At 50.7% G+C, this 19,388-nt stretch carries 14 protein-coding genes; 9 read left to right on the top strand and 5 right to left on the bottom strand.

Going from position 1 to position 19,388, the window contains the following annotated elements:
* Positions 1-52: 52 nt before the first annotated feature.
* The 3 genes from V5T57_RS14905 to V5T57_RS14895 all read left to right on the top strand — a co-directional run bounded on the left by V5T57_RS14905 (position 53) and on the right by V5T57_RS14895 (position 4,296).
* Positions 53-2,116, top strand: coding sequence for a tetratricopeptide repeat protein (locus V5T57_RS14905; protein ID WP_332892036.1), 2,064 nt, complete (start codon positions 53-55; stop codon positions 2,114-2,116).
* Positions 2,117-2,252: 136 nt separating this feature from the next.
* Positions 2,253-3,158: a glycosyltransferase family 2 protein gene (locus tag V5T57_RS14900; RefSeq protein WP_332892035.1), complete on the top strand. Its 906-nt coding sequence runs from the start codon at positions 2,253-2,255 to the stop codon at positions 3,156-3,158.
* A 64-nt stretch (positions 3,159-3,222) separates the two neighbouring features.
* A complete protein-coding gene (locus V5T57_RS14895) occupies positions 3,223-4,296 on the top strand; it encodes a glycosyltransferase family 2 protein (RefSeq protein ID WP_332892034.1) in 1,074 nt (357 codons plus the stop codon).
* Between the two features lie 289 nt (positions 4,297-4,585).
* Here V5T57_RS14895 and asnB read toward each other — a convergent pair whose 3' ends face one another.
* From asnB to V5T57_RS14870, 5 genes are all read right to left on the bottom strand, one after another.
* Positions 4,586-6,412 (bottom strand): asparagine synthase (glutamine-hydrolyzing), encoded by a 1,827-nt coding sequence (gene asnB, locus V5T57_RS14890; protein WP_332892033.1) that lies wholly within the window; start codon positions 6,410-6,412, stop codon positions 4,586-4,588.
* Complete coding sequence (locus V5T57_RS14885; RefSeq protein WP_332892032.1) at positions 6,412-7,431, bottom strand: hypothetical protein; 1,020 nt, start codon at positions 7,429-7,431, stop codon at positions 6,412-6,414. Before V5T57_RS14885 ends, asnB begins: the two co-directional genes overlap by 1 nt.
* A 93-nt stretch (positions 7,432-7,524) precedes the next feature.
* Complete coding sequence (locus V5T57_RS14880; protein ID WP_332892031.1) at positions 7,525-8,436, bottom strand: AEC family transporter; 912 nt, start codon at positions 8,434-8,436, stop codon at positions 7,525-7,527.
* Between the two features lie 15 nt (positions 8,437-8,451).
* Entirely contained in the window at positions 8,452-9,672 is a 1,221-nt protein-coding gene (locus V5T57_RS14875) for a prenyltransferase/squalene oxidase repeat-containing protein (RefSeq protein WP_332892030.1), read from the bottom strand.
* Positions 9,665-10,684: a methyltransferase domain-containing protein gene (locus tag V5T57_RS14870; protein WP_332892029.1), complete on the bottom strand. Its 1,020-nt coding sequence runs from the start codon at positions 10,682-10,684 to the stop codon at positions 9,665-9,667. The genes V5T57_RS14875 and V5T57_RS14870 overlap by 8 nt, the downstream gene beginning before the upstream one ends.
* Positions 10,685-10,947: 263 nt before the next feature.
* Here V5T57_RS14870 and V5T57_RS14865 point away from each other — a divergent pair, with 263 nt between their 5' ends.
* The 6 genes from V5T57_RS14865 to V5T57_RS14840 all read left to right on the top strand — a co-directional run bounded on the left by V5T57_RS14865 (position 10,948) and on the right by V5T57_RS14840 (position 19,370).
* Entirely contained in the window at positions 10,948-12,135 is a 1,188-nt protein-coding gene (locus V5T57_RS14865) for a glycosyltransferase family 4 protein (protein ID WP_332892028.1), read from the top strand.
* 2 nt (positions 12,136-12,137) lie between these two features.
* Entirely contained in the window at positions 12,138-13,349 is a 1,212-nt protein-coding gene (locus V5T57_RS14860) for a TIGR04063 family PEP-CTERM/XrtA system glycosyltransferase (protein WP_332892027.1), read from the top strand.
* 147 nt (positions 13,350-13,496) lie between these two features.
* Positions 13,497-14,852: a putative O-glycosylation ligase, exosortase A system-associated gene (locus V5T57_RS14855; protein WP_332892026.1), complete on the top strand. Its 1,356-nt coding sequence runs from the start codon at positions 13,497-13,499 to the stop codon at positions 14,850-14,852.
* A gap of 260 nt (positions 14,853-15,112) precedes the next feature.
* On the top strand, positions 15,113-16,531 hold the full coding sequence (locus V5T57_RS14850) for a TIGR03013 family XrtA/PEP-CTERM system glycosyltransferase (RefSeq protein ID WP_332892025.1): 1,419 nt from the start codon (positions 15,113-15,115) through the stop codon (positions 16,529-16,531).
* Positions 16,532-16,879: 348 nt separating this feature from the next.
* Positions 16,880-18,490, top strand: a complete 1,611-nt coding sequence (locus V5T57_RS14845) for a hypothetical protein (protein WP_332892024.1) — start codon at positions 16,880-16,882, stop codon at positions 18,488-18,490.
* A gap of 22 nt (positions 18,491-18,512) precedes the next feature.
* Positions 18,513-19,370, top strand: coding sequence for an XrtA-associated tyrosine autokinase (locus V5T57_RS14840; RefSeq protein ID WP_332892023.1), 858 nt, complete (start codon positions 18,513-18,515; stop codon positions 19,368-19,370).
* Positions 19,371-19,388: the final 18 nt, after the last annotated feature.

The raw sequence follows: 19,388 nt of genomic DNA, 5'->3' as shown, positions 1-19,388 counted from the left end.
ACGTTTTACGCATGATTCGTCTCCTTCACTCCTTATTCTATTGAGGGTCGATATGACACTGGAAGAGGCCTTTAAACAGGCGGCACAATGGCATAAACAGGGTTTGTTAGATCAAGCGGAATCGCTCTATCTACAGATCTTGAATGCAGCCCCTGAGCATCCGGTTGTGCTTTACCATTTGGCGCTTATTAGCCAAATGCGTGAGGACAAGGTGCAGTTTGAAGCCCGCTTACTGGCGGTGTTGGCGGTTGATCCACAACATCAAGATGGACACCGGCAACTGGGTACACTCTATACCGGCTTGCAACAGTTGGAAAAAGGGGCTGAACATTTTCAACAGGCTATGTCTGCGGGGGATGAAAGTGTCACGTTATTAGTGAATTACGGCTATAACCAACTGCGTCAAGAGCAGTTGGAAAAAGCCCAGGCTCTCTTTGAACAGGCTTTGCAGCAACAGCCACTGGATGCCGCATGGGATGGTTTGGCCAAGGTGTGTCGTGCCCGTGGGGATCTATCCGGGGCTGATGCGGCTTATGCTCAGGCACTGATGCTTAATCCCGATTCTGTGGCACATTTATGTAACCGGGCGCTGCTGCTCAACCAAATGGAACGTCATCGTGAAGCAGAAGATCTGTTCCGAGAGGTACTCAAACGTGACCCCAATTTGGCAGAGGCCCATAATGGTTTAGGTGTGTTGCTGCGTAAAACCCGCCGTCACTTAGAAGCAAGGCAGCATTTTGAACAAGCTTTGGCGCTGGAGGAAAACTTTATTGCAGCCCACAATAATCTCGCCAATACGTTGGTGGATGTTGGGTTGGCGGATGAAGCGATTGTGCATTTTGAGCAAGCGTTAGCGCTTGAAGAGAACCGTGATATCCGCAGTAATATGTTGATGTGCCTGAACTATACGACCCACTATACAGGGCCTGACCTGTCTAAGGCATTAAGGGTTTGGCAGCAGCACCATGGCCGTGGTTTTGCGGAACCTCATTTTCTCAATAACCCAGATCCCCACCGTCGATTAAAAGTGGGGTATATCAGTGCGGATCTTTGCCAGCATCCATTGGGTTTTTTCCATCTGCCCCTCTTTGAAAATCATGATCCTCAGGCGGTTGAGAGTTATGTCTATTCAAGCACCGTCAAGCATGACTGGCTGACGGCATTGTGTCAAAAACATGTGGATCATTGGTATGATCTCGCTGGGCAGCCAGATGAGGTGGTGGCCCAGCAAATTGCTGAAGATGGGATTGATCTGTTAATGGATCTTTCCGGTCATACCCGTGGTAATCGGATGATGTTATTGGTTAAAGGTAGCGCACCGGTACAAATTTTGGCTGGTGGTTGCTACAGCTCCAACGGAATTGACCGTATGGATGCTGTTTTGGCCGACCCCTACCAAATACCAGAAGTATTGACCTCTTGTTTTTCTGAGCCTTTACAGTATCTCCCTGGGTATTTAAATACAGTCTATGCACCCCCCCCCTATATGCCAGAAGTCAAACCGTTACCGGCCCTCAACAACGGTCACATCACCTTTGGGTGCTGTAACAACATGGCCAAAATCAATCCAGAAGTAATTGCCCTGTGGAGTAAACTGCTCAAAAGGTTGCCTACTTCAAGGTTGATCTTGCGGACCCATGGGTTAAATGGTGTGCAGACTCAGCAAAGGGTTATGGATACGTTTGCCATGCATGGGGTGCCAGCCCATCAGCTTCAGTTGGATGGTGGTGTGGCGCATGCCCAACTCTTAGCGGGTTATGGGGATATGGATATTGCGTTGGATCCTTTTCCCTATTCCGGTGGGTTGACCACGATAGAAGCCTTATGGATGGGGGTTCCTGTGGTGGCACTGCATGGTGACCGTTTGGCGGGGCGGCATAGTGTGGGCCATTTAAGCATTGCAGGGCTGGAGCATTGGGCGGTGACCAGTCACCAAGCGTATGTGGATCATGCGGTGGCCATGGCCAGTGATCTTCCCGCCTTGGCGCAACTCCGACAAGGGATGCGGGCACGTATGGAAGCTTCCCCTCTAGCAGATGGTGCGGGATATGCAAAGGCTGTTGAGGGGGTCTATCGGGACTTATGGCAACAGTGGTGTCATCGGTCAAAAAAATAGATCATGATCCTTGAGTATCCATGCCATGCGATGACCTGGGCTCAAACATCATGTAGTTTGTTTTTATCGGGGCCATGTTTTTATTAGGCCGCTCAGTTTCCATGTTTATCTATGCCAACTGCAGACAGGTTTTGCCATGAAAGTGATCGTCATTGTTCCTGCTTATAATGAAGAGGAGATGATTGCGCGTACCGTGACGGCGCTCAAAGCTCAGGTGCCGGTGTACGAAGCTGCCGACATGACCTTGCAAATCTATGTGGTGGATGATGGCTCAACCGATAAGACCCGACAGGAAGCTGAACAGGCTGGTGCTGATCGGGTGGTTCGTCATCGGGTTAACCAAGGTTTGGGTGCTGCCGTACGAAGTGGCATAACCGCTGCTCATGGTGATAAAGCCGATATCACGGTTAAGTTTGATGCAGATTTACAGCATGATCCTGCCGATATTATGACCTTGATTCAGCCAATTATTGAGGATACATCCGATGTGGTTTATGGCAACCGCTTTGAGCGAATTAGCTATAAAATGCCGTTTGTGCGTCGGATTGGAAATAAGGTATTTACCGGTTTAATGCGTTGGTTGACCAAATGGCCCTTAAAAGATAGCCAGCCGGGTATTTTTGCCGTAAGCCGTGTGTATACCCGTCAGTTTTATCTACCGGGGGATTATAACTATACCCAGCAGATTCTTGTGGATGCCTACCGTAAAGGTATGCGGTTTGAGCATGTCTCTGTCGCGTTTCGCAAGCGGGTGACGGGAAAATCGTTTATCTCTCTACGCTACCCCTTCAAGGTGTTGCCACAGATTTTTTTGGTGTTGGTCTCCGTACGTCCACTTAAGATCTTTGCCCCCATCGGGCTGGGTTGTTTTGCACTGGGTACCCTGATCGCATGTTTTGAAATGGGTCAGTGGTTGTTTGGCCTGTACCCTAAGCCTGTTCAGCATGTCAATTTGGTGCTGGCTTTAAGTATGTTTGGGTTGCAGACGCTGTTTTTTGGCATATTGGCGCATCTCATTGTGGATTTTAAAGGGCGTAATTAATCGAGCTGTACGGAGCACATGTCGTTGAGAGGGCGATCTGTGTGAACAGATAGGGGGTTAGATCATGCAAAAGACGAAGAAGGGGTCTAGGGACCCGACGGTACCCACCGTCTCTTTTGTGATGTCTGTGCGTGATGGCGAGCTGTTTTTAAGAGAAGCGGTTGAGAGTATTCTGACCCAAAGTTTTGGGGATTTTGAGTGCATTATTGTGGACAGTGCCTCGACAGATAGTACCCCGCATATTCTTAAAGAGCTGGCCGGTCAGGATGCACGGATTGTTTTACAGCATCTCTCAGATCCATCCACAACCCAGGCCCAGGCCTTAAACCATGGCTTACAACAAGCCCGTGGTCACTGGATTGCCCGTATGGATGCGGATGATTGTTGTCATCCTCAGCGTTTGGCCAAACAGCTGGCTTATCTCAGTGAGCACCCCAAGGTTGGCCTGCTTGGGTGTGGTAGCCGTGTGGTGGATCGTAGTGGTGTCTTGCAACAGGAGTTGATCCCCCCTGTGCAGGATTTAGCCATTCGTTGGGTTTGGCTCTGCCATAACCCGTTTTACCACGCCTCTGTGATTTTTCGTCGTCTTCTTCCCAATGGTAAACCGGTTCGCTATAACCCCACCTATCGTTTTCACAGCGATTATCAGTTGTGGGGCGAGATGATGCAGGTGATGGAAGTAGCCAACTTGGATGCACTGTTGATGGATCAGCGTGATCATAGTGATAATAGTAGCTTGCGACAGCATGGTGAAAGTAGGGATGCCGCACGACAGCAGGTGAAGGCCAATTTGGAAGCCCTGATGCCTGATCAGCTGTGGAGTGAGATCAGCGTAAAAAAGCTACGGAATATGGTGCGGTACCCCCCTTATTTAAAGGATTATCGTACCATGCGAGAAGCCATGGAGGTTTTACATGTGTGGCATCGCTTTGCCAAACGGCATAAAAAACATCCCAAACGGCAGCATAAGATCGTCGTAAAAGAGCTTATTATACTGTTCATGTCAGCCATACCTATGGCGCATATGTTTCAAGCGTGGCGTAGTGGCTTGCTTAAAGAGCTCTGGCGTATGGACCGGGGGGTGGTTGTCTCTCATCTTAAATCCCGGTTTTTAGCCATCAGTAGTAGTGCTGGCTAAAAAGAAAGGGGGGTTTAAGCCTGTCGGTCTGATCAGGATCATTTAGACCGTTGGCGTAAGGCCTCTTTATATCCACAGCATATACCATGCTGTTGTTCTCAGGGCTTATCCCCAGCCTGACAGGGCTGTATGAGGCTCTGGGTGAATACAGAAATCCCGCTCTCCCTCTTGGCCTGATCTCTCATTTTTCTTAAGGGTAAACATTGGATAGCTGTCTAACAGGGGGATGGTGTGATCCATACCATCGGTTGGATGGCGGATGTTACAAGAGGGTTGGATGAGTGATCGGCTAGGCGTGATGGTGCATCCAGCGTCCCAGTAGAGCCAGAAGCCACAGTTTTTGTTCACGAAGGGTGTCATCAGGTGGCAGAAAACGCCGCCAATCTGCCCGTAGGATGGAGGATTGGATGAGGGGGCTCTCATCCACCCAACCCATCAAAATTCCTTCCATCCCAGGTGGCCAGCCCGTGCGTAGACTAAACCCCTGTTTTCTCTGGTGGAGGACTTGGGCAGGTACATGGGGCGCAACATAGTCACGGATCAGAGGTTTATTGCCGTGTGCTTCCCTGGCATCTTCAGGCCGGCTCAACGCCCACTCAACCAAACGACGGTCCAGATAAGGGACCCGCACCTCTAATGCATGGGCCATGCTGGCTCGATCCACCTTGGCACAAATATGGTTGCTGCAGAAGGTCATAAGATCTACCCGTTGTAACGCTCGAACCAGAGGTAATCCTGGTGTAAACCAGCGTTCAAGGGGGGCTAAAAAGGCATCTTCACTGTAGGGTATGTCCGCGGGCTTTAGCAGGGCCTCAATCTCTTCTGGTAAAAACCGGTGGCTGGTTCGCCATGCATGACGATGCAGGGGGGATCGACAGGCAAAGGCCATACGTGCCCGTGCGCGCAGTGCTTCCGGCATCGGGGCGTGGCGTAAAAGGGGGCGGGCCAGCTTATGTTTTAAGGTGGCCAGACGGGGAAGCTCCGTAGGGATATCCCGGTACCAGTTGTATCCCGCAAAAAGCTCATCCCCCCCATCTCCTGAGAGAACCACTTTGTAATCTTTGGCCACCGCCCCGCAGATATTCAGCATGGTGAGATAGGAGCCAAACAGGTGCGGTTCATCCTGGGTTGGCAAGGCTGCATCAATCTGGTCAGCAAGTCCCTGGGCCTGCATGACAACCCTTTGGAAGGGGTGGTTCAACTGTTCAGCGGTTGCCTGGGCAACCAGGGATTCATCCCGTGGGTGGTTGGGAAAGCCCAAGGAGAACGCTTTGAGCTGATGCCCCAGTTTTTTAACCCCTACAGCAACCGAAGTAGAGTCTAATCCACCACTTAAAAACAGACTTAAGGGTACATCACTAAGCAGATGTTCGTGTAAAATGGCTTCATACCGCTCAGGCCACTGGCGGTCATCACATTCAGGGTTGCTCTGCGTGGGGGGGGTCCAGTAGGGGTGTACCTGTACCTCTTGCCCAGCCTGCCAGGTTAAAGCGTGACCGGGGGAGAGCTTGTGTACCCCTTTCCAGATGGCATAGGGGTCAGGGATATATCCATAAGCCAGCACGTGAGCCAGGGCATCTCGATCATAGCCCTGTTTGGCCACACCGTTGAGCCCCACCATGGCGGAGGCTTCAGATGCCAAAACCACCCCCCCTGTTGATGTTTGGGTGTAGAACAGAGGCTTAATGCCGAGACGGTCACGGGCGGCAATTAAGCGCTGTTTATGGGCGTCCCAAAGCATAAAGGCAAACATGCCTTCAAGATGGTCTAGAAAGGCCATGCCCCACTGTTGGTAGGCATGCAAAATGGCTTCGTTGTCGCTGTGTGAGTGAAACTTATGCCCCAGATCTTCCAACTGCTTTTGTAGTGCAGGCGCGTTGTATATCTCACCATTACCAACCAGGTGCAGTGCCCCTTGCTGGTGGTGGAGTGGCTGGTTACCCGCCGCGCTGGTATCCACAATGGCCAAACGTCGATGCCCCAGCCAGACCGGGGTAGGGTGCTGTTGTTGCCAGGTGCCACCATGGTCAGGGCCGCGGTGGGTTAATCTGTTCAACGCCGCTTCCCGTGCACCTTGAGGGCTTCTTTGACCAAACTCCGCGACAATACCACACATCAGTTTAGCTCAGGGGAAGGGGCCATGGCATGAATGGCACTACCCACAACTTCTGGATGAAACCCACTGAGTTCCATATGTGTTATGGGTTGCCAGTTTTGATCAAAAGCGATCAGTAGTGCGGGGTCTTGCGTATGTCGTAAGCGGGTGAAGCCGGTTAGAAAATGCTCACCTGTCCAGTGTAGAGCCCGGACAAAATAGGGGCTGGGCTCGACCTTTTGACGGTGGATCTCGCCATCCGCTTCTATCCATGCAATGCCATTGCGTCGAGATTCTGTCACGTAGAGACGGTCATCCACAAACAGTGTGTCATGGGTGCCGTCAAAGCTACCAGGTTGGGCCATAAAGCGTGTCTGGGATGTGGTCGGATCTACTTCAATGACTGCACCAGGGTTGTTGGTGTTATACCAATTACTGGTGGTCACGTAGAGTTTACCCTGATGGTAGGTCACATCATTGAGGTGGTGATGGTAGCTGGCGCTACGGCTTTTATGCTGGTGCCGATGTTCGCCGGGCAGTAACGCTTGGGGTGTTTTATTGTTTAAATGATAGAGAAAACGTGCTTTCCAGCCTTGGTTCCAAGCTGGTGGAATACGTAAATGGGGGTGGCTCCCCAAAATGGCAGCATCCGGGCCCCATTGCCAGACTGGTTTTAAGCTCTTTAGATCAAACCCTAAGACCATTTCTGTGGCAGCAGCAGCCACCCACAGTGTTTGGCCATCGGTGGTTATGCCGTGTAGGTCGGCCATTTGGGGCGTGGAGAAGCTGTTGACGATCTGAAAGGTGTGATAATCCACCTCAACAATATAGTTCCACATGGCTATAAAAAGCCGGTTACCCCAGTGGCAGACACCACCGATTAAGGGGGCCATGAACGCTTCATCACAACGGTAGCTGGCTGCGGGTAGGCGCAGTTGCCGCAACACACGCTGTTGTGCCCAGTCTACCTCGGCCAAGACCGCGTAGGAGGCGGTGGATTGGTGGTACATAACCGGTTTAATGGTAAGAAGCAGTTTCATGCATATCCGCTTATTCAGGGGCGTTAATTAGAGGGCTATTGTCCTGGGTCCAATCCAAAAAGTCCATAGGTGCTCTCTGTGTTTGCCTTGGGCTTAACCCAGCAGAAAAAGAAGCTGTTTTATCATCAACAGTGTGCCAAAAGCCAGTACGATACCCCATCCCACCATGGCTGCCATAACTTGGGGGGCAAATCCAGCTGCCATGGCCAAGGCACCCGCTGTAATCATGGAGGGCATGCCTGCTTCCAGTACCGTCACTTCAGCCGCAACCCCTTGCCACCCCATGACTAGACAGATGGCCAAGGCAACCAGGGGGGTGACCACAAGTTTTAGCAGTAAGCCGATTCCCAGCTCTAAGCTCTCTCCAGGTGGTGGTCGGAGCTTGAAAGAGAGCCCCACGGCAACCATCACAACAGGTACCAGGGTCTCAGCCAACTTTTGAAGATAGAACTCCAAAAAGGGTGGGTTATAGGTAAACCGCAGAATAAGGGCACCGATCAGGGACAAAAAGGGCGGAAAAGTCAGTATTTTACGGACAGTGGGCTTAAAGCCGGGCATGCCATCGCCGTGGTAGGCGGCTAGGATGACGGCCCCGTAAGTTGCCAAAGCCAAAAACGTCCCGGTTTGATCATAGAGGATGGCGTAGGGTACACCATGACCACCATAGAGCGCCTCAATCAGAGGCACCCCGACAAAGGAGGTGTTCCCTAGGGGAACAACCATGAGCATGCCCCCGGTCAGAGGACGGCTCCAATGTAAAAGTTTGGCAACCATCAAAACCAGCCCAGCTGTGATGATCAACAGCAGCCATGGCATGAGGAGAGGGGCCAGTAGTTCAGTGGAAAAAGGCAGTTTGGGAACCTGCCAGAGCACCAGAGCTGGTAGGGAGATATGGATCACATACTGATTAAGTATGGCCGCAGCCTGGGGGGCGGGAAAAGCCTGTAGCCGCTGAAAGCTATAACCCGCCATGACCAGCAGAAAAACAAGGATCAAATTTTCCATGGCAGATCAATAAACCTAGCGATTTTGCCATTGCTGTTGTAGCAGCAGGGCGTCGATGTAAAACTTGGCTGCCCAATTGAGAAGCTCATAGCGGCCATAGCCACCATCAAAGGGGTAAGAGCCTTTGATCCCACCCAAAATACCAGGGTTGTTGCTGTGCAAGTTTTGGGTGCGTTTGACAAAAGTAATCAGCCGTGCAGCGGCGTCGGCATAATCAGCACGGTCAAGTTTACTGGCCAGGAGCAGCAGCTGTGCTGCCAGTTGTGATGAACCGGTCAAACAGGCCCAGTCCACCGTGCCTTGCCAGTTGCCATCAATACGTCCCGGGATAAAGCCTTGATCATCTATGGTTGTCAGCAGAGCATCCGCAGCGAGCTGTGCCCGTTTTAGATAGGGGGTGTGATCCAGGGCCAGTGCTGCGCCTAAGATACCCTCAATGGCGTAGCTAATGGTATGCAGTAAAGGTGCGCCGGGGTCAGAGAGGCAGTTGCTGCGGAACCAGCCATTTTCATTTTGCTGGGCAATGGCCGAGTCGACGTTGCGTTTGCCCGCTTCAATATACGCGGCGTTGTTGGCTGTCTGTCCCAGTAAGATCAAAGACCAACCAACACGGACGTTATAGGTGGTGGTTTTTGCATCGGCAAATTGAGAGTTGCCTGTGCGCCAATGCCCTTCGGTCTCTTGGACGGAGATCAGGTAATCCGCTGCACGACATGCGGCATCGAGATAACGCTTTTCACCACTCTCCCGGTAGGCACGTTCCCAACCCAAAATGACCTGCCCTGTATTAAACACCGCGGGTGAAGGGGGGCGGTCTACTGTTCCACCCATGACGGCACCATTGGGCATCTGGACGGCAATCTCCCAATCGGCCATTTCCAGTGCACGATGCGTGAACTCAGGGTTATCCAACCGCTGAGCGGCATCCATCAATGTCGGGATGATGTAGCCTGTTGTCTCGGGGTAGGCCGGTTGCCAGCCTTTGGCATCAAAATGAAAATTCCAAGCGGCTGCATAGCCCCTAGCAACCCCTTGGCGCCCTGTGGTGTCATGGGCACGACAAATCCAATCGATGGCGGCTTTAAGGTGAACAGCGTCAGTCATCACTTGACGTTGGCTTAAATCGCCATCGTTTTTAATCTCTTGCCGGGCTTCCCCATCAAAGAGAGGGCTGGTTCGGTAGTGGTGGTAAAGGGTTTTTTTAACTTTACCCAACAGTGACACAGACTCAGCCATGGCGGGTGCCTCTCAGCACAAATTTTTCCCAGCTCCAGCGGAAGAAAGGTAGGTGGCCTAATAGACGTTCCAGGAGAAAACAGAAACGGTAGAACCCTTTTAAAAAGCCCGGAGCATGGTTGCGTAACACAGCATCCACAAAAAAAGGCTGCATAAAATATTTCTGAAAACCAAAGCCAACGCCACGGCCTTCAAAGGCGTTCATGTCTGCTTGCTGCATCCATTCCTTTACTTGGAACCAGTTGTTATACCGATCATAATTAATGCCCCAGTCTTGGAAGGGGGACATGGAGCGGAATATGGCCCGGAACGGTGCATTTAAAATAGGTCCCCAGCGTTTGGACATGCGGATATTTTTATAGAGGGTCTTGGGGTTCCAGCTGTTATAGAGCTCCAAAACCAGATCGCCACCGGGCTTGGTGACCCGGCTCATTTCATGAACCGCACTCTGCTGTTCCACAAGATGCTGCAGGACACGGCAGCTAAAGACACTGTCAAACAGGCCATCTTTAAAAGGAATGTGCTCTAACTCACAGCAGACATGGAAGTTACCCCGTCCTGCTTTTTTGACGATGCGTAAAAGGTTTAACGAAGCATCAATACCCACCGCATCGGTTTCTTCAGAAAAGCGGGCCAGCATGCGACCATTTCCACAGCCTGCATCGAGAATACGCCCTTGTTTCTCTGGACGTAAAAGCTGCTCCATGCCGTAAATCTCTGACTCATGGTTGTAAATGCCAAAGAGATCGCCATCGCCCTCGACTTTACGGTTGTAGAGGTCTGATTTTTCTTCGCTGTCCCAATAGCGCTGAAACCGCGCCTCAAAAGTGGCTTCAACATCCCCAGGAAGTAGCACGGGAATGCCATCCACTATGGGATAACGATGGTTGCAGGAGGGGCAGAAAAGTCGTGGGACCTCGGGCTGATAGCTGAGTTCGCCTCGGCAATCTGGACAGCAGAGCATGGCCAGCCGTTCAGGTGACAGGGGTGCGGAATCTGCGGTCGAGGTCATACGGTGCTCCGGGTCATCATGTTTTAGTTTGGAAGCGGTCGGTTCCAACGCTTCTATCTAATATCATAGCTGGAAGAGTCTGTCAGGGCATGGGGTATGAAAATAGCCTTTGCCTGAGTCTAAGGCCTTAATGCGTAAAACGTGCCACAGAAGTCGTGGTCTTCACGTGGGGGATCAGGCACAATAGGTGTTTTTGTATGGAATGTTTGGTAACCCTTTGCTGAAACATCTGTTTAACGTCGCTGGAGACGGTATTTAAGTTGATGCGCATTCTAACCTTCAGCACACTGTTTCCCAACCCTGAGATGCCCCATCACGGTATCTTTGTCGGGCGGCGCTTGGCACAGTTGCACAACCATGCTGGGTCCAAGTTGCACAGTCGTGTTGTCGCACCTGTCCCCTGGTTTCCTTCGACCCACCCCCGTTTTGGTCACTATGCACGTTGGGCTTCTGTGGTTGCACAGAGCCAGTGGCATGGTATTGATGTCACCCACCCCCGTTATCCTTTAATCCCCAAAGTAGGGATGAGCATAACCCCCTGGCTGATGGCCAAAGCCTTGTATGGGCAAATAGCCCGACTGCATCAACAGTGGCCATTTCAGTTGATTGATGCCCACTATATGTACCCGGATGGTGTGGCCGCAGCCTTGCTTGGACAGTGGCTAAATATACCGGTTGTCATTACCAGCCGTGGTACCGACCTAAATTTAATTCCCCGTTATACGGTACCCCGTCGTTGGATCCAGTGGGCGGCAGATCAGGCTGCTGGGTTAATTACGGTCTGTGATGCGCTGAAAACCCCTTTGCTTGAGCTGGGTGTGGCCCCTGAACGGGTAACGGTTCTGCGTAATGGTGTGGACCTGGATTTTTTTAAGCCCCCTCAAGCCCGACAAGAACTTCGTCAAAAACTAGACATGCAGCAGCCTACTGTGCTCTCTGTTGGGCACCTTATTGCCCGTAAGGGTCATGAGCTTGCCATTGAAGCGTTGGTTGACCTGCCTGAATTGCAGTTGATCATCTGTGGTGAAGGGCCTATGGAGGGGGTGTTGCGCACGACTGCGCAAACATTGGGCGTTGCCCAGCGGGTGCGGTTTGTGGGGGCTTTGGATCAAACCCAGTTGCGGGCCTATTATGGGGCGGCAGATGCCTTGATTCTTGCCTCCAGCAGGGAAGGGTGGGCCAATGTTCTTTTAGAGGCTATGGCGTGTGGTACACCCGTCGTTGCCAGTGCCGTCTGGGGGACGCCAGAGGTGGTATCGTGTCCTGCCGCTGGCCAGCTGTTCTCGCCGCGCACGGCCCAAGCGTTGGTCACATCACTCCAGGCGCTTTTGCACCAGCTCCCTCGCCGAGAAGAGACCCGAAGCTATGCCGAGGGCTTTAGCTGGCAAACCACCAGTACTGGTCAGTTAAATCTGTTTGAAGCCATTCTCGCATCCAAGCACAGAGGGTAGCCATGCGTGTTTTACACATTTTGGACCATGGTCTTCCTTTGCATAGTGGCTACACTTTTCGTACCCGTGCGCTGATCCGTGCTCAAAAAGAGATGGGTTGGCAACCCTGGTTGCTGACCGGGCCCAAGCAAGGGCCTGTTTCGGCGCTGGAAGAGTCCTTTGAAGATCTTCATTTTTTTCGGACACCCCCCTCTCAAGGGTGGTGGCAATCGATTGGCCCCCTACATCAGCTTGCTGTTATCCAAGATCTGAAACAGCGTTTACGTCTTCTTATTCCCCAACTAAAACCACAGTTGTTACATGCCCATAGTCCGGCACTCAATGGCATGGCTGCTGTGTGGGCATCTCGATATTTTAAGATCCCTTTGGTCTATGAAGTCAGAGCCTTTTGGGAAGATGCCGCTGTAAGCCATGGCCAGACCCATGCAGGATCGGTGCGCTATCGGTTAAGTCGTCTGCTGGAGAGCCACGTCCTTAAACAGGCCCATGCGGTGACCACCATTTGTGATGGGTTAAAAACCGATATGGTGGCACGAGGGATTGTTGAGGATAAAATAACCTTAATTCCCAATGCCGTGGATATCGAACGGTTTGCCCCACTACCGGATCAGGGCGATGTAGCTTTACGTGAAAAGCTTGGGTTTAAGGCTGGGCCCATACTGGGTTTTATCGGCTCGTTTTATGCGTACGAGGGGCTCTCATTACTGGTTGAAGCGGTCGCTCAACTGCGGGAACAAGAGGTTGCATGTAACCTGCTGCTGGTGGGGGGCGGGCCTGAAGCCTCTGCGCTAAAAGCATTGATCACCCAACTGGGATGTGGGGATAGGGTGCGAATGACCGGGCGGGTGGACCAAACAGAGGTTGCAGACTACTACGCACTGTGTGATTGGATGGTGTACCCTAGGCTTTCCCAGCGTATTACAGAAACTGTTACACCTCTAAAACCGTTAGAATCCATGGCGCTGGGGCGTCCGGTATTGGTTTCTGATGTGGGCGGGCATCGAGAACTGGTTAAAGAGGGGGTTACGGGCTTAATGTTCTGTGCTGGGCATAAGCAAGCGTTGGTTGAGTGTTTACGCACCTTGCCCCCCCATGAGACCCGACAGGCGATAATCCAAGCTGGGCGTCGCTTTGTGACCGAGCAGCGGACCTGGCAACAGAGTGCCCAGCAGTATGAAATACCCTACCGTAAGCTTGTTCCACCGGTTGGATAACACCCTTTTTACCTGTTGTTCCCCGAGAAAAAAAGCGAGAATACGCCTACCATCTGCCAGGGGGTACGTGTGAGGTTGTGGCGTCTTCTCATGGTTTTTTACGCTCAATTCTGAACCTGTTTGTGCTGTTGAGGTTTTTCCAGGCCCATGCGTGATCTTATTCTAACGCTGTTCATCTTTGGCTCTTTGCCCTATGCCTTTGTCCGCCCTAAATACGGATTAATGCTATGGGCTATGATGAGCTATATGAACCCCCACCGGTTGACCTGGAGCTACGCATACGATTTTCGTTTTAACTTTTTTGTGGCGCTAATCACGCTGGCTGGTGTGATTTTTAACAAAGAGGTGAAATATCGTATTCCCATTAACGGCGTCACCATATTCTGGATTCTGTTCTGTCTTTGGACGGTCGTAACATCCTATACCTCATTTAATCCTGGCCGCGCTTTTGGTGAATTTGACCGGTTTTTTAAAATTCAGTTAATGGTGCTGATCACGTTTTTTCTGATCATGGATCGGAAATGGCTCGACTATCTGGTTTGGGTCATCGTGATCTCCATTGGTGTGTGGGTGGTTAAAGGGGGAATGTTTACCATTCTGTCTGGGGGCCAATACCGCGTTTATGGTCCGGCGCAGAGCTTTATTGGTGACAATAATGCCTTTGCTCTGGCCGTGATTATGACCTTGCCACTGCTTTTCTATTTAAAGAGTTTTGCCAGACGCCTTTGGGAGCGTCAGGTGGCTCTGGCCCTGTTTATTCTTTCGGTTATTACGGTGGTCGGTAGTTATTCCCGTGGGGGTATGTTGGGTTTGACTGTTGTGATCACGCTGTTGATGGGGCGTACACGTCGAGGTATGCTTAGTATCCTTGTATTGGTTGTTTTTGCAGGGTTTTTCTATACTGCTATGCCGGGGAAGTGGCAAGAGCGTATGGATGACTTTTTTGAAATTAGTACCCTATACGATATGCGTAACGACTTCTCCATGATGGGGCGTTTGAACTCATGGGTTATGGCTTGGGAGTTGGCAAAGGATAGGCCCATTGTTGGGGGTGGTTTTAATACGTTTACGACCGATCGCTTTAAACAGTACGCACCTGTACCGTTTGAAAGGCATGATGCACATAGTATTTTCTTTGAGGTGTTGGCGGAACAGGGCTTTTTTGGCTTAACCCTCTTTTTGTTCATGCATGCTTTTTCTATTCGAATGTCATTAAAGACGAGACGTTTGTGCCGGCGCCGAGAAGAGCTGCAGTGGGCCGTGATGCTTAGTAGTATGTTGCTGATTTCTATGGTTGGTTATTATATGGCGGGCCTGTTTTTAGGGTTGGCTTATTTTGATTTACCGTACCACCTGCTCTCTATGATGGTTATTTTGCACCAGATTGTGAAAAAAACGATCATGAAAGAGGAGGCCAAAAAAGAGGCTGAAAGTGCGGTTCGTTCATCCATAGCATCTATGGAATTTAATAAGCCAAACTACTCCATTTTTAGCCGTAGCTAACAACCGTTCGTGTATGGATGGGTGAATTCCATACACTCTGTGCATGCGAGTCATTGGAAAAAGGGGGGGGCAATGGCACAATGGGCTGTTGTCTCCAAGCTTTTTGTCGCTATGATCTATCTTGGTCAATGGTAGACCTGAATGTTGGTGCCTAGCTTTCTATACTATTACAGCCTCATGGGTAGCTGACCTTGCGGTTATAAAACAAGATGATAATCGGGCCCTTGGTTAAGAGGGGCTTGGGCCATGGATAGCCATTCATGATACGTATCTTTAGACATTACATCTCAAGGTGGTCTCTCCTGCTGGTGCTGTTTGAGGCAGTTGCCTTTTTGGCATCCGTCTACTTGGGTGTGGAGTTGCGTTTTTTGGGGGCGGTGGAGTTTGATGAAGTCCACCGGCAGGAGCTGCTGCCTAGGGCGCTCTTTTTTGCCGTGGTCATGTTAATCAGTATGACCGCCACGGGGCGTTATCAGCGCTTAATGCGGTTAGGTATGACCGAAGAGGCATTAAGTATTGGTTTAAGCTTTATCATCGGTCTGGTGGCCACCACCATGCTCTTTTATGCCTTGCCTGATCTGTTTATTGGGCGAGGGGTTTTTGTCTATGCCTGGGTTATAGCCCTGCTGTTGGTCTTGCTCATTCGTGTTGCTTTTTATCGCTTTATCATTGAACCCAGTGCTTTGCAACGCCGGATCTTGATCTATGGTACCGGTAAGCAAGCTAAGATGGTCGAGCGTATGATCCACCAAGATCCAGGTGATCGGGTGATTGTGGGCTTTTGGGGGAAGGAAGCCACCGCGGTTTCTGTCAACTCTTCGCGGTTGATTGAACCCACAGAATGCTTGTTAGATTGGTGCCAGAAAAACCAGATTTCCGAGGTGGTTGTCGCCTCTGATCTTGCCGTATCCATGGAGGAGATGCACCAGTTGCTGGACTGTAAAAGCAACCGCATTCTGGTGTTGGATTTGCCGCAGTTTTTTGAGCGGGAAGAGCGCTTGATCCTTATGGAAGCCTTGGGTACGGAGTGGTGGATTAGTCATTCAGATGGTATTACCTCCAATTTGGTCCAGGAGGTCTTGAAAAAGAGTTTTGATATTCTGATCAGTCTGCTTTTGCTGTCGACCCTTTGGCCGATTATGCTGTTAACCGCGTTAATGGTCTTTTTGGAGGGGCGCGGTCGTGATTCGGTCTTCTACAAGCAGGCTCGGGTGGGATATGGCGGAAAAATCTTCCATGTGATCAAGTTTCGCAGCATGCGCTCGGATGCTGAAAAAGATGGCCCCGTCTGGGCACAAAAAAATGATGACCGCGTAACACGGGTTGGTCGCTTTATACGGAACACCCGTATTGATGAGCTTCCTCAATTTCTTAATGTCTTACGTGGTGAAATGAGTCTGGTTGGTCCCCGTCCTGAACGGCCAGAGTTTGTCGAAGTATTGAAGCAAAAAATTCCTTACTACAGCGAACGGCACCGTGTAAAACCAGGGATCACGGGGTGGGCGCAGATCAAGTATGGGTACGGTGCCTCGGTGGAAGATGCTGCCGAGAAGTTGAAATACGACCTCTATTATATCAAAAACCACACCCTCTTTTTTGATCTGCTGGTTTTAATCCACTCCGTGGAGGTTGTGCTGTTTGGTAAAGGGGCTGAAGCACCCCGTACAGACCAGTCCTAAGGTCGCTTGGCCGGTTTAACAAGGGGCCTCTGTGCTACCAGCTGGTCACGCTTGTACCTGTACTTGGGTGGGGGGCACGGGTAATATGGCCCTGCTTTGTTCTATCCTTTATGAACTAGGCCTGTTTTTTGCAAAACTTAGTCCTGGTCCTATTTAAAGGCTCTCTGCGGTATCTATATAGACAGTAGGTCTGTCTTTATAGAAAGGGCGGTATCGGTTTTTCCAGGGTTGGAAGGATCGTGAAGTAAAGACCGGTTTTTTGTTGGGGATCTGCACCTTTACGGTTGATCAATACCGTATAAAGGGTGCTGGTTTGCCCTAGATTTTCAGTCGCTGTTCGGATGATTCATGCAAGAGTTCAGCCTGCGCAATATTCAGTATCAGGTGTTTGTCCAACTGCACGGTATGTGGCGGTATCGCTGGCATATTGTGTTGGTCTCATGGACGGTATGCATCCTGGGCTGGAGTGGTGTTTATATGATGGAGGACCAGTATAAGGCCTTCACCAAAGTAGCCATTGAAAACCCCCAGGGAGACTTGAAAGAGTATCTCAGTGGTGTGGCCAAAATGCGCTTTGACGTCACCTCTGAGGCGCAAGGTATTATCCATAATCTGCGAAATCTGAAAAACCGGGAACGGGTGGTCTTAAGCACCAAGCTGCGTGAAGAGGTGTATGATGAAAAAAGCCTCGAAGAGACCATCGCCAAATTAGGGCAACAACTGACCATTACCTCGCGCAGAGGTTCAACCCGTTCAGTCTATACACTGACCCATCACCACTCTAATCCTGCAGTGACCAAACAGGTGATTGATGGCTTTCTGGCAATTTTGATGGAGCACTCCATCGAAGGGGTTAAGAACCGTCGTCAGGAAAAAGCTCAGCGCTTTTTAAAAGAGCAAGTGAAGAAGTTTGAGGACAAATTTGCCCGGGCAGATCTCTCCTGGCAGGAGTTTAAACGCAGTAATCCTCTCATCCGCCCGGATGCTGGGCAAGGCTACTATAGCCGGTTGGCGGACTATAAACAGCGGGCTGAGGATGAGCGGTTAAAACTGAGTGCGCTTAGTAAGGAGCGGGTGGCGTTGGCCGAGCAGTTGGCCCAGCGGCAACGCATTACCAAGCCCATTATGCAAGCGCAACCAATGCCGCAGCATATTCCGTTGGATGAAGAGATTGATCGACGTCTTCAGCAGCTGGATGAACGTATTTTAGAGATGTTAGATACCCACTACATGGTCGGGGGGGAGAAACGCTATCTCTATGATGAAGGTCATCCTGAAATTCGTTCGTTGCGGAATCAAATTCTAGATCTTCAGCGGCGTAAGGAAGAGGCTCAAGCTCGTTTGAAGCATCTTAATGAAGCGCCCCAGATGATGGAGAGTAACGATCAAGACCCCATCTCTCAGCAGATCTTTGTGGATCTGCGTAAGGTTGAGGTTGATCTGGCCTCTGCCCAAGGTCGCTTGCAGGAGTATCAATCCCAACTTGCCCAGCTTCGACGTCAGGAAACAACCATTCCGGCCAAAGAGGCTGAGTTTCTTCGTCTCAAACAGAACCGTGATACTGCACTGACCAAATTAAATAGCATCCTCGCCACCCAAGGTGAGGCTGAATTTTCCGGTGATGTAGCGGAAGGTTTAAGTAAACGGGTTCGTATTAAAGTTCTGCAAGATCCGCGTTTGCCGTTTGAACCAGAGGGGCCCAACCGGCCACTATTTTTAATTGTGACGTTAGTTGCAGGCCTTGGGGCCGGGATCTCTATGTCGTTGTTTATGTCCATTATGCGGCCGGTGTATGATAGCCCATCCGCCCTCAAGCGAGAGCTTGGTCTGCCCGTATTGGGTACGGTCTCTATGGCGGATGAAACAGCGGTTGCAGGCTTAGGCTCAAGGGCGCTATTCCTGTTATTGATGTCCCTTTTATTGGTGGTCTTTGCGATCACTATGTATCTGTCCAGATAACCCTTTTTAGGTAGAGTCTCGCATGTCAGCTGAAGATCGAGTGCGCAAGAAGGTTGTACTGGACTTTGAGAAATTAAAGGCCAAAGGCATCTTAACCCCGGATATCGGTCGGAGTTTCCGAGCCGAAGAGTTTCGTGTGGTTAAACGTCCTTTGTTGCTAAATACCCAACAGGGTATCGACCCCCACACTGGCCGTAATAACAACATGATTATGGTCACCAGTGCTTTCCCTAAAGAGGGGAAGACCTTTACCGCCATTAATCTGGCCATGAGCTTGGCCGCAGAGATGGATAAAACGGTACTGTTGGTGGATGGCGATGTGGCCAAACCTTCGGTGAGTCGGATCTTGGGTTTTAAATCCAAAGAGGGGTTGATTGATCATCTGTTAGGTAACATTGATGATTATCATAAGATTCTGATCCGTACCAATGTTCCCAAACTTATGCTGTTACCCTCTGGGCGGCGTCATCACCACGCGACAGAGCTGTTGGCCAGTGAGAACATGCGTCTGTTACTGCTGGAGTTGGCCAAAGATCCCAACCGTATCATTGTGTTTGACTCCCCCCCGCTGTTGGTAACCACAGAAGCCCGCGAACTGGCCCGTAATATGGGACAGATTGTTATGGTGGTTGAAGCGGATAATACCCCGCGCTTTGCGGTTAAGGATGCTCTGAACTATTTGGATAATTTAGAGATCGTGGGGTTGGTGCTCAATAAGGCTCGAATGCGCAGTAGCAGCAGTTACGGCAGCTATGGTGGTTATGGCGGCTATGGTGGTTATGGCGGCTATGGTGGTTACGGTGGCTATGGTGGTTACGGTGGCTATGGTAGTGAGACCAAAAAGAAGAAAGGCTTCTTCCAACGACTGTTGGGGGGATAAGCCGTTCTCGGTCTGAGA

The organism is Magnetococcus sp. PR-3 (genome assembly GCF_036689865.1).
Lineage (GTDB): Bacteria > Pseudomonadota > Magnetococcia > Magnetococcales > Magnetococcaceae > Magnetococcus.
The sequence above is the reverse complement of the archived record's forward strand: the minus strand, read 5'-3'. Positions and strand labels throughout refer to the sequence as shown.

Coding starts and splice junctions, on each gene's coding strand:
- V5T57_RS14905 (WP_332892036.1), top strand. CDS start 53: ATGACACTGGAAGAGGCCTTTAAACAGGCGGCACAATGGCATAAACAG.
- V5T57_RS14900 (WP_332892035.1), top strand. CDS start 2,253: ATGAAAGTGATCGTCATTGTTCCTGCTTATAATGAAGAGGAGATGATT.
- V5T57_RS14895 (WP_332892034.1), top strand. CDS start 3,223: ATGCAAAAGACGAAGAAGGGGTCTAGGGACCCGACGGTACCCACCGTC.
- asnB (WP_332892033.1), bottom strand. CDS start 6,412: ATGTGTGGTATTGTCGCGGAGTTTGGTCAAAGAAGCCCTCAAGGTGCA.
- V5T57_RS14885 (WP_332892032.1), bottom strand. CDS start 7,431: ATGAAACTGCTTCTTACCATTAAACCGGTTATGTACCACCAATCCACC.
- V5T57_RS14880 (WP_332892031.1), bottom strand. CDS start 8,436: ATGGAAAATTTGATCCTTGTTTTTCTGCTGGTCATGGCGGGTTATAGC.
- V5T57_RS14875 (WP_332892030.1), bottom strand. CDS start 9,672: ATGGCTGAGTCTGTGTCACTGTTGGGTAAAGTTAAAAAAACCCTTTAC.
- V5T57_RS14870 (WP_332892029.1), bottom strand. CDS start 10,684: ATGACCTCGACCGCAGATTCCGCACCCCTGTCACCTGAACGGCTGGCC.
- V5T57_RS14865 (WP_332892028.1), top strand. CDS start 10,948: ATGCGCATTCTAACCTTCAGCACACTGTTTCCCAACCCTGAGATGCCC.
- V5T57_RS14860 (WP_332892027.1), top strand. CDS start 12,138: ATGCGTGTTTTACACATTTTGGACCATGGTCTTCCTTTGCATAGTGGC.
- V5T57_RS14855 (WP_332892026.1), top strand. CDS start 13,497: ATGCGTGATCTTATTCTAACGCTGTTCATCTTTGGCTCTTTGCCCTAT.
- V5T57_RS14850 (WP_332892025.1), top strand. CDS start 15,113: ATGATACGTATCTTTAGACATTACATCTCAAGGTGGTCTCTCCTGCTG.
- V5T57_RS14845 (WP_332892024.1), top strand. CDS start 16,880: ATGCAAGAGTTCAGCCTGCGCAATATTCAGTATCAGGTGTTTGTCCAA.
- V5T57_RS14840 (WP_332892023.1), top strand. CDS start 18,513: ATGTCAGCTGAAGATCGAGTGCGCAAGAAGGTTGTACTGGACTTTGAG.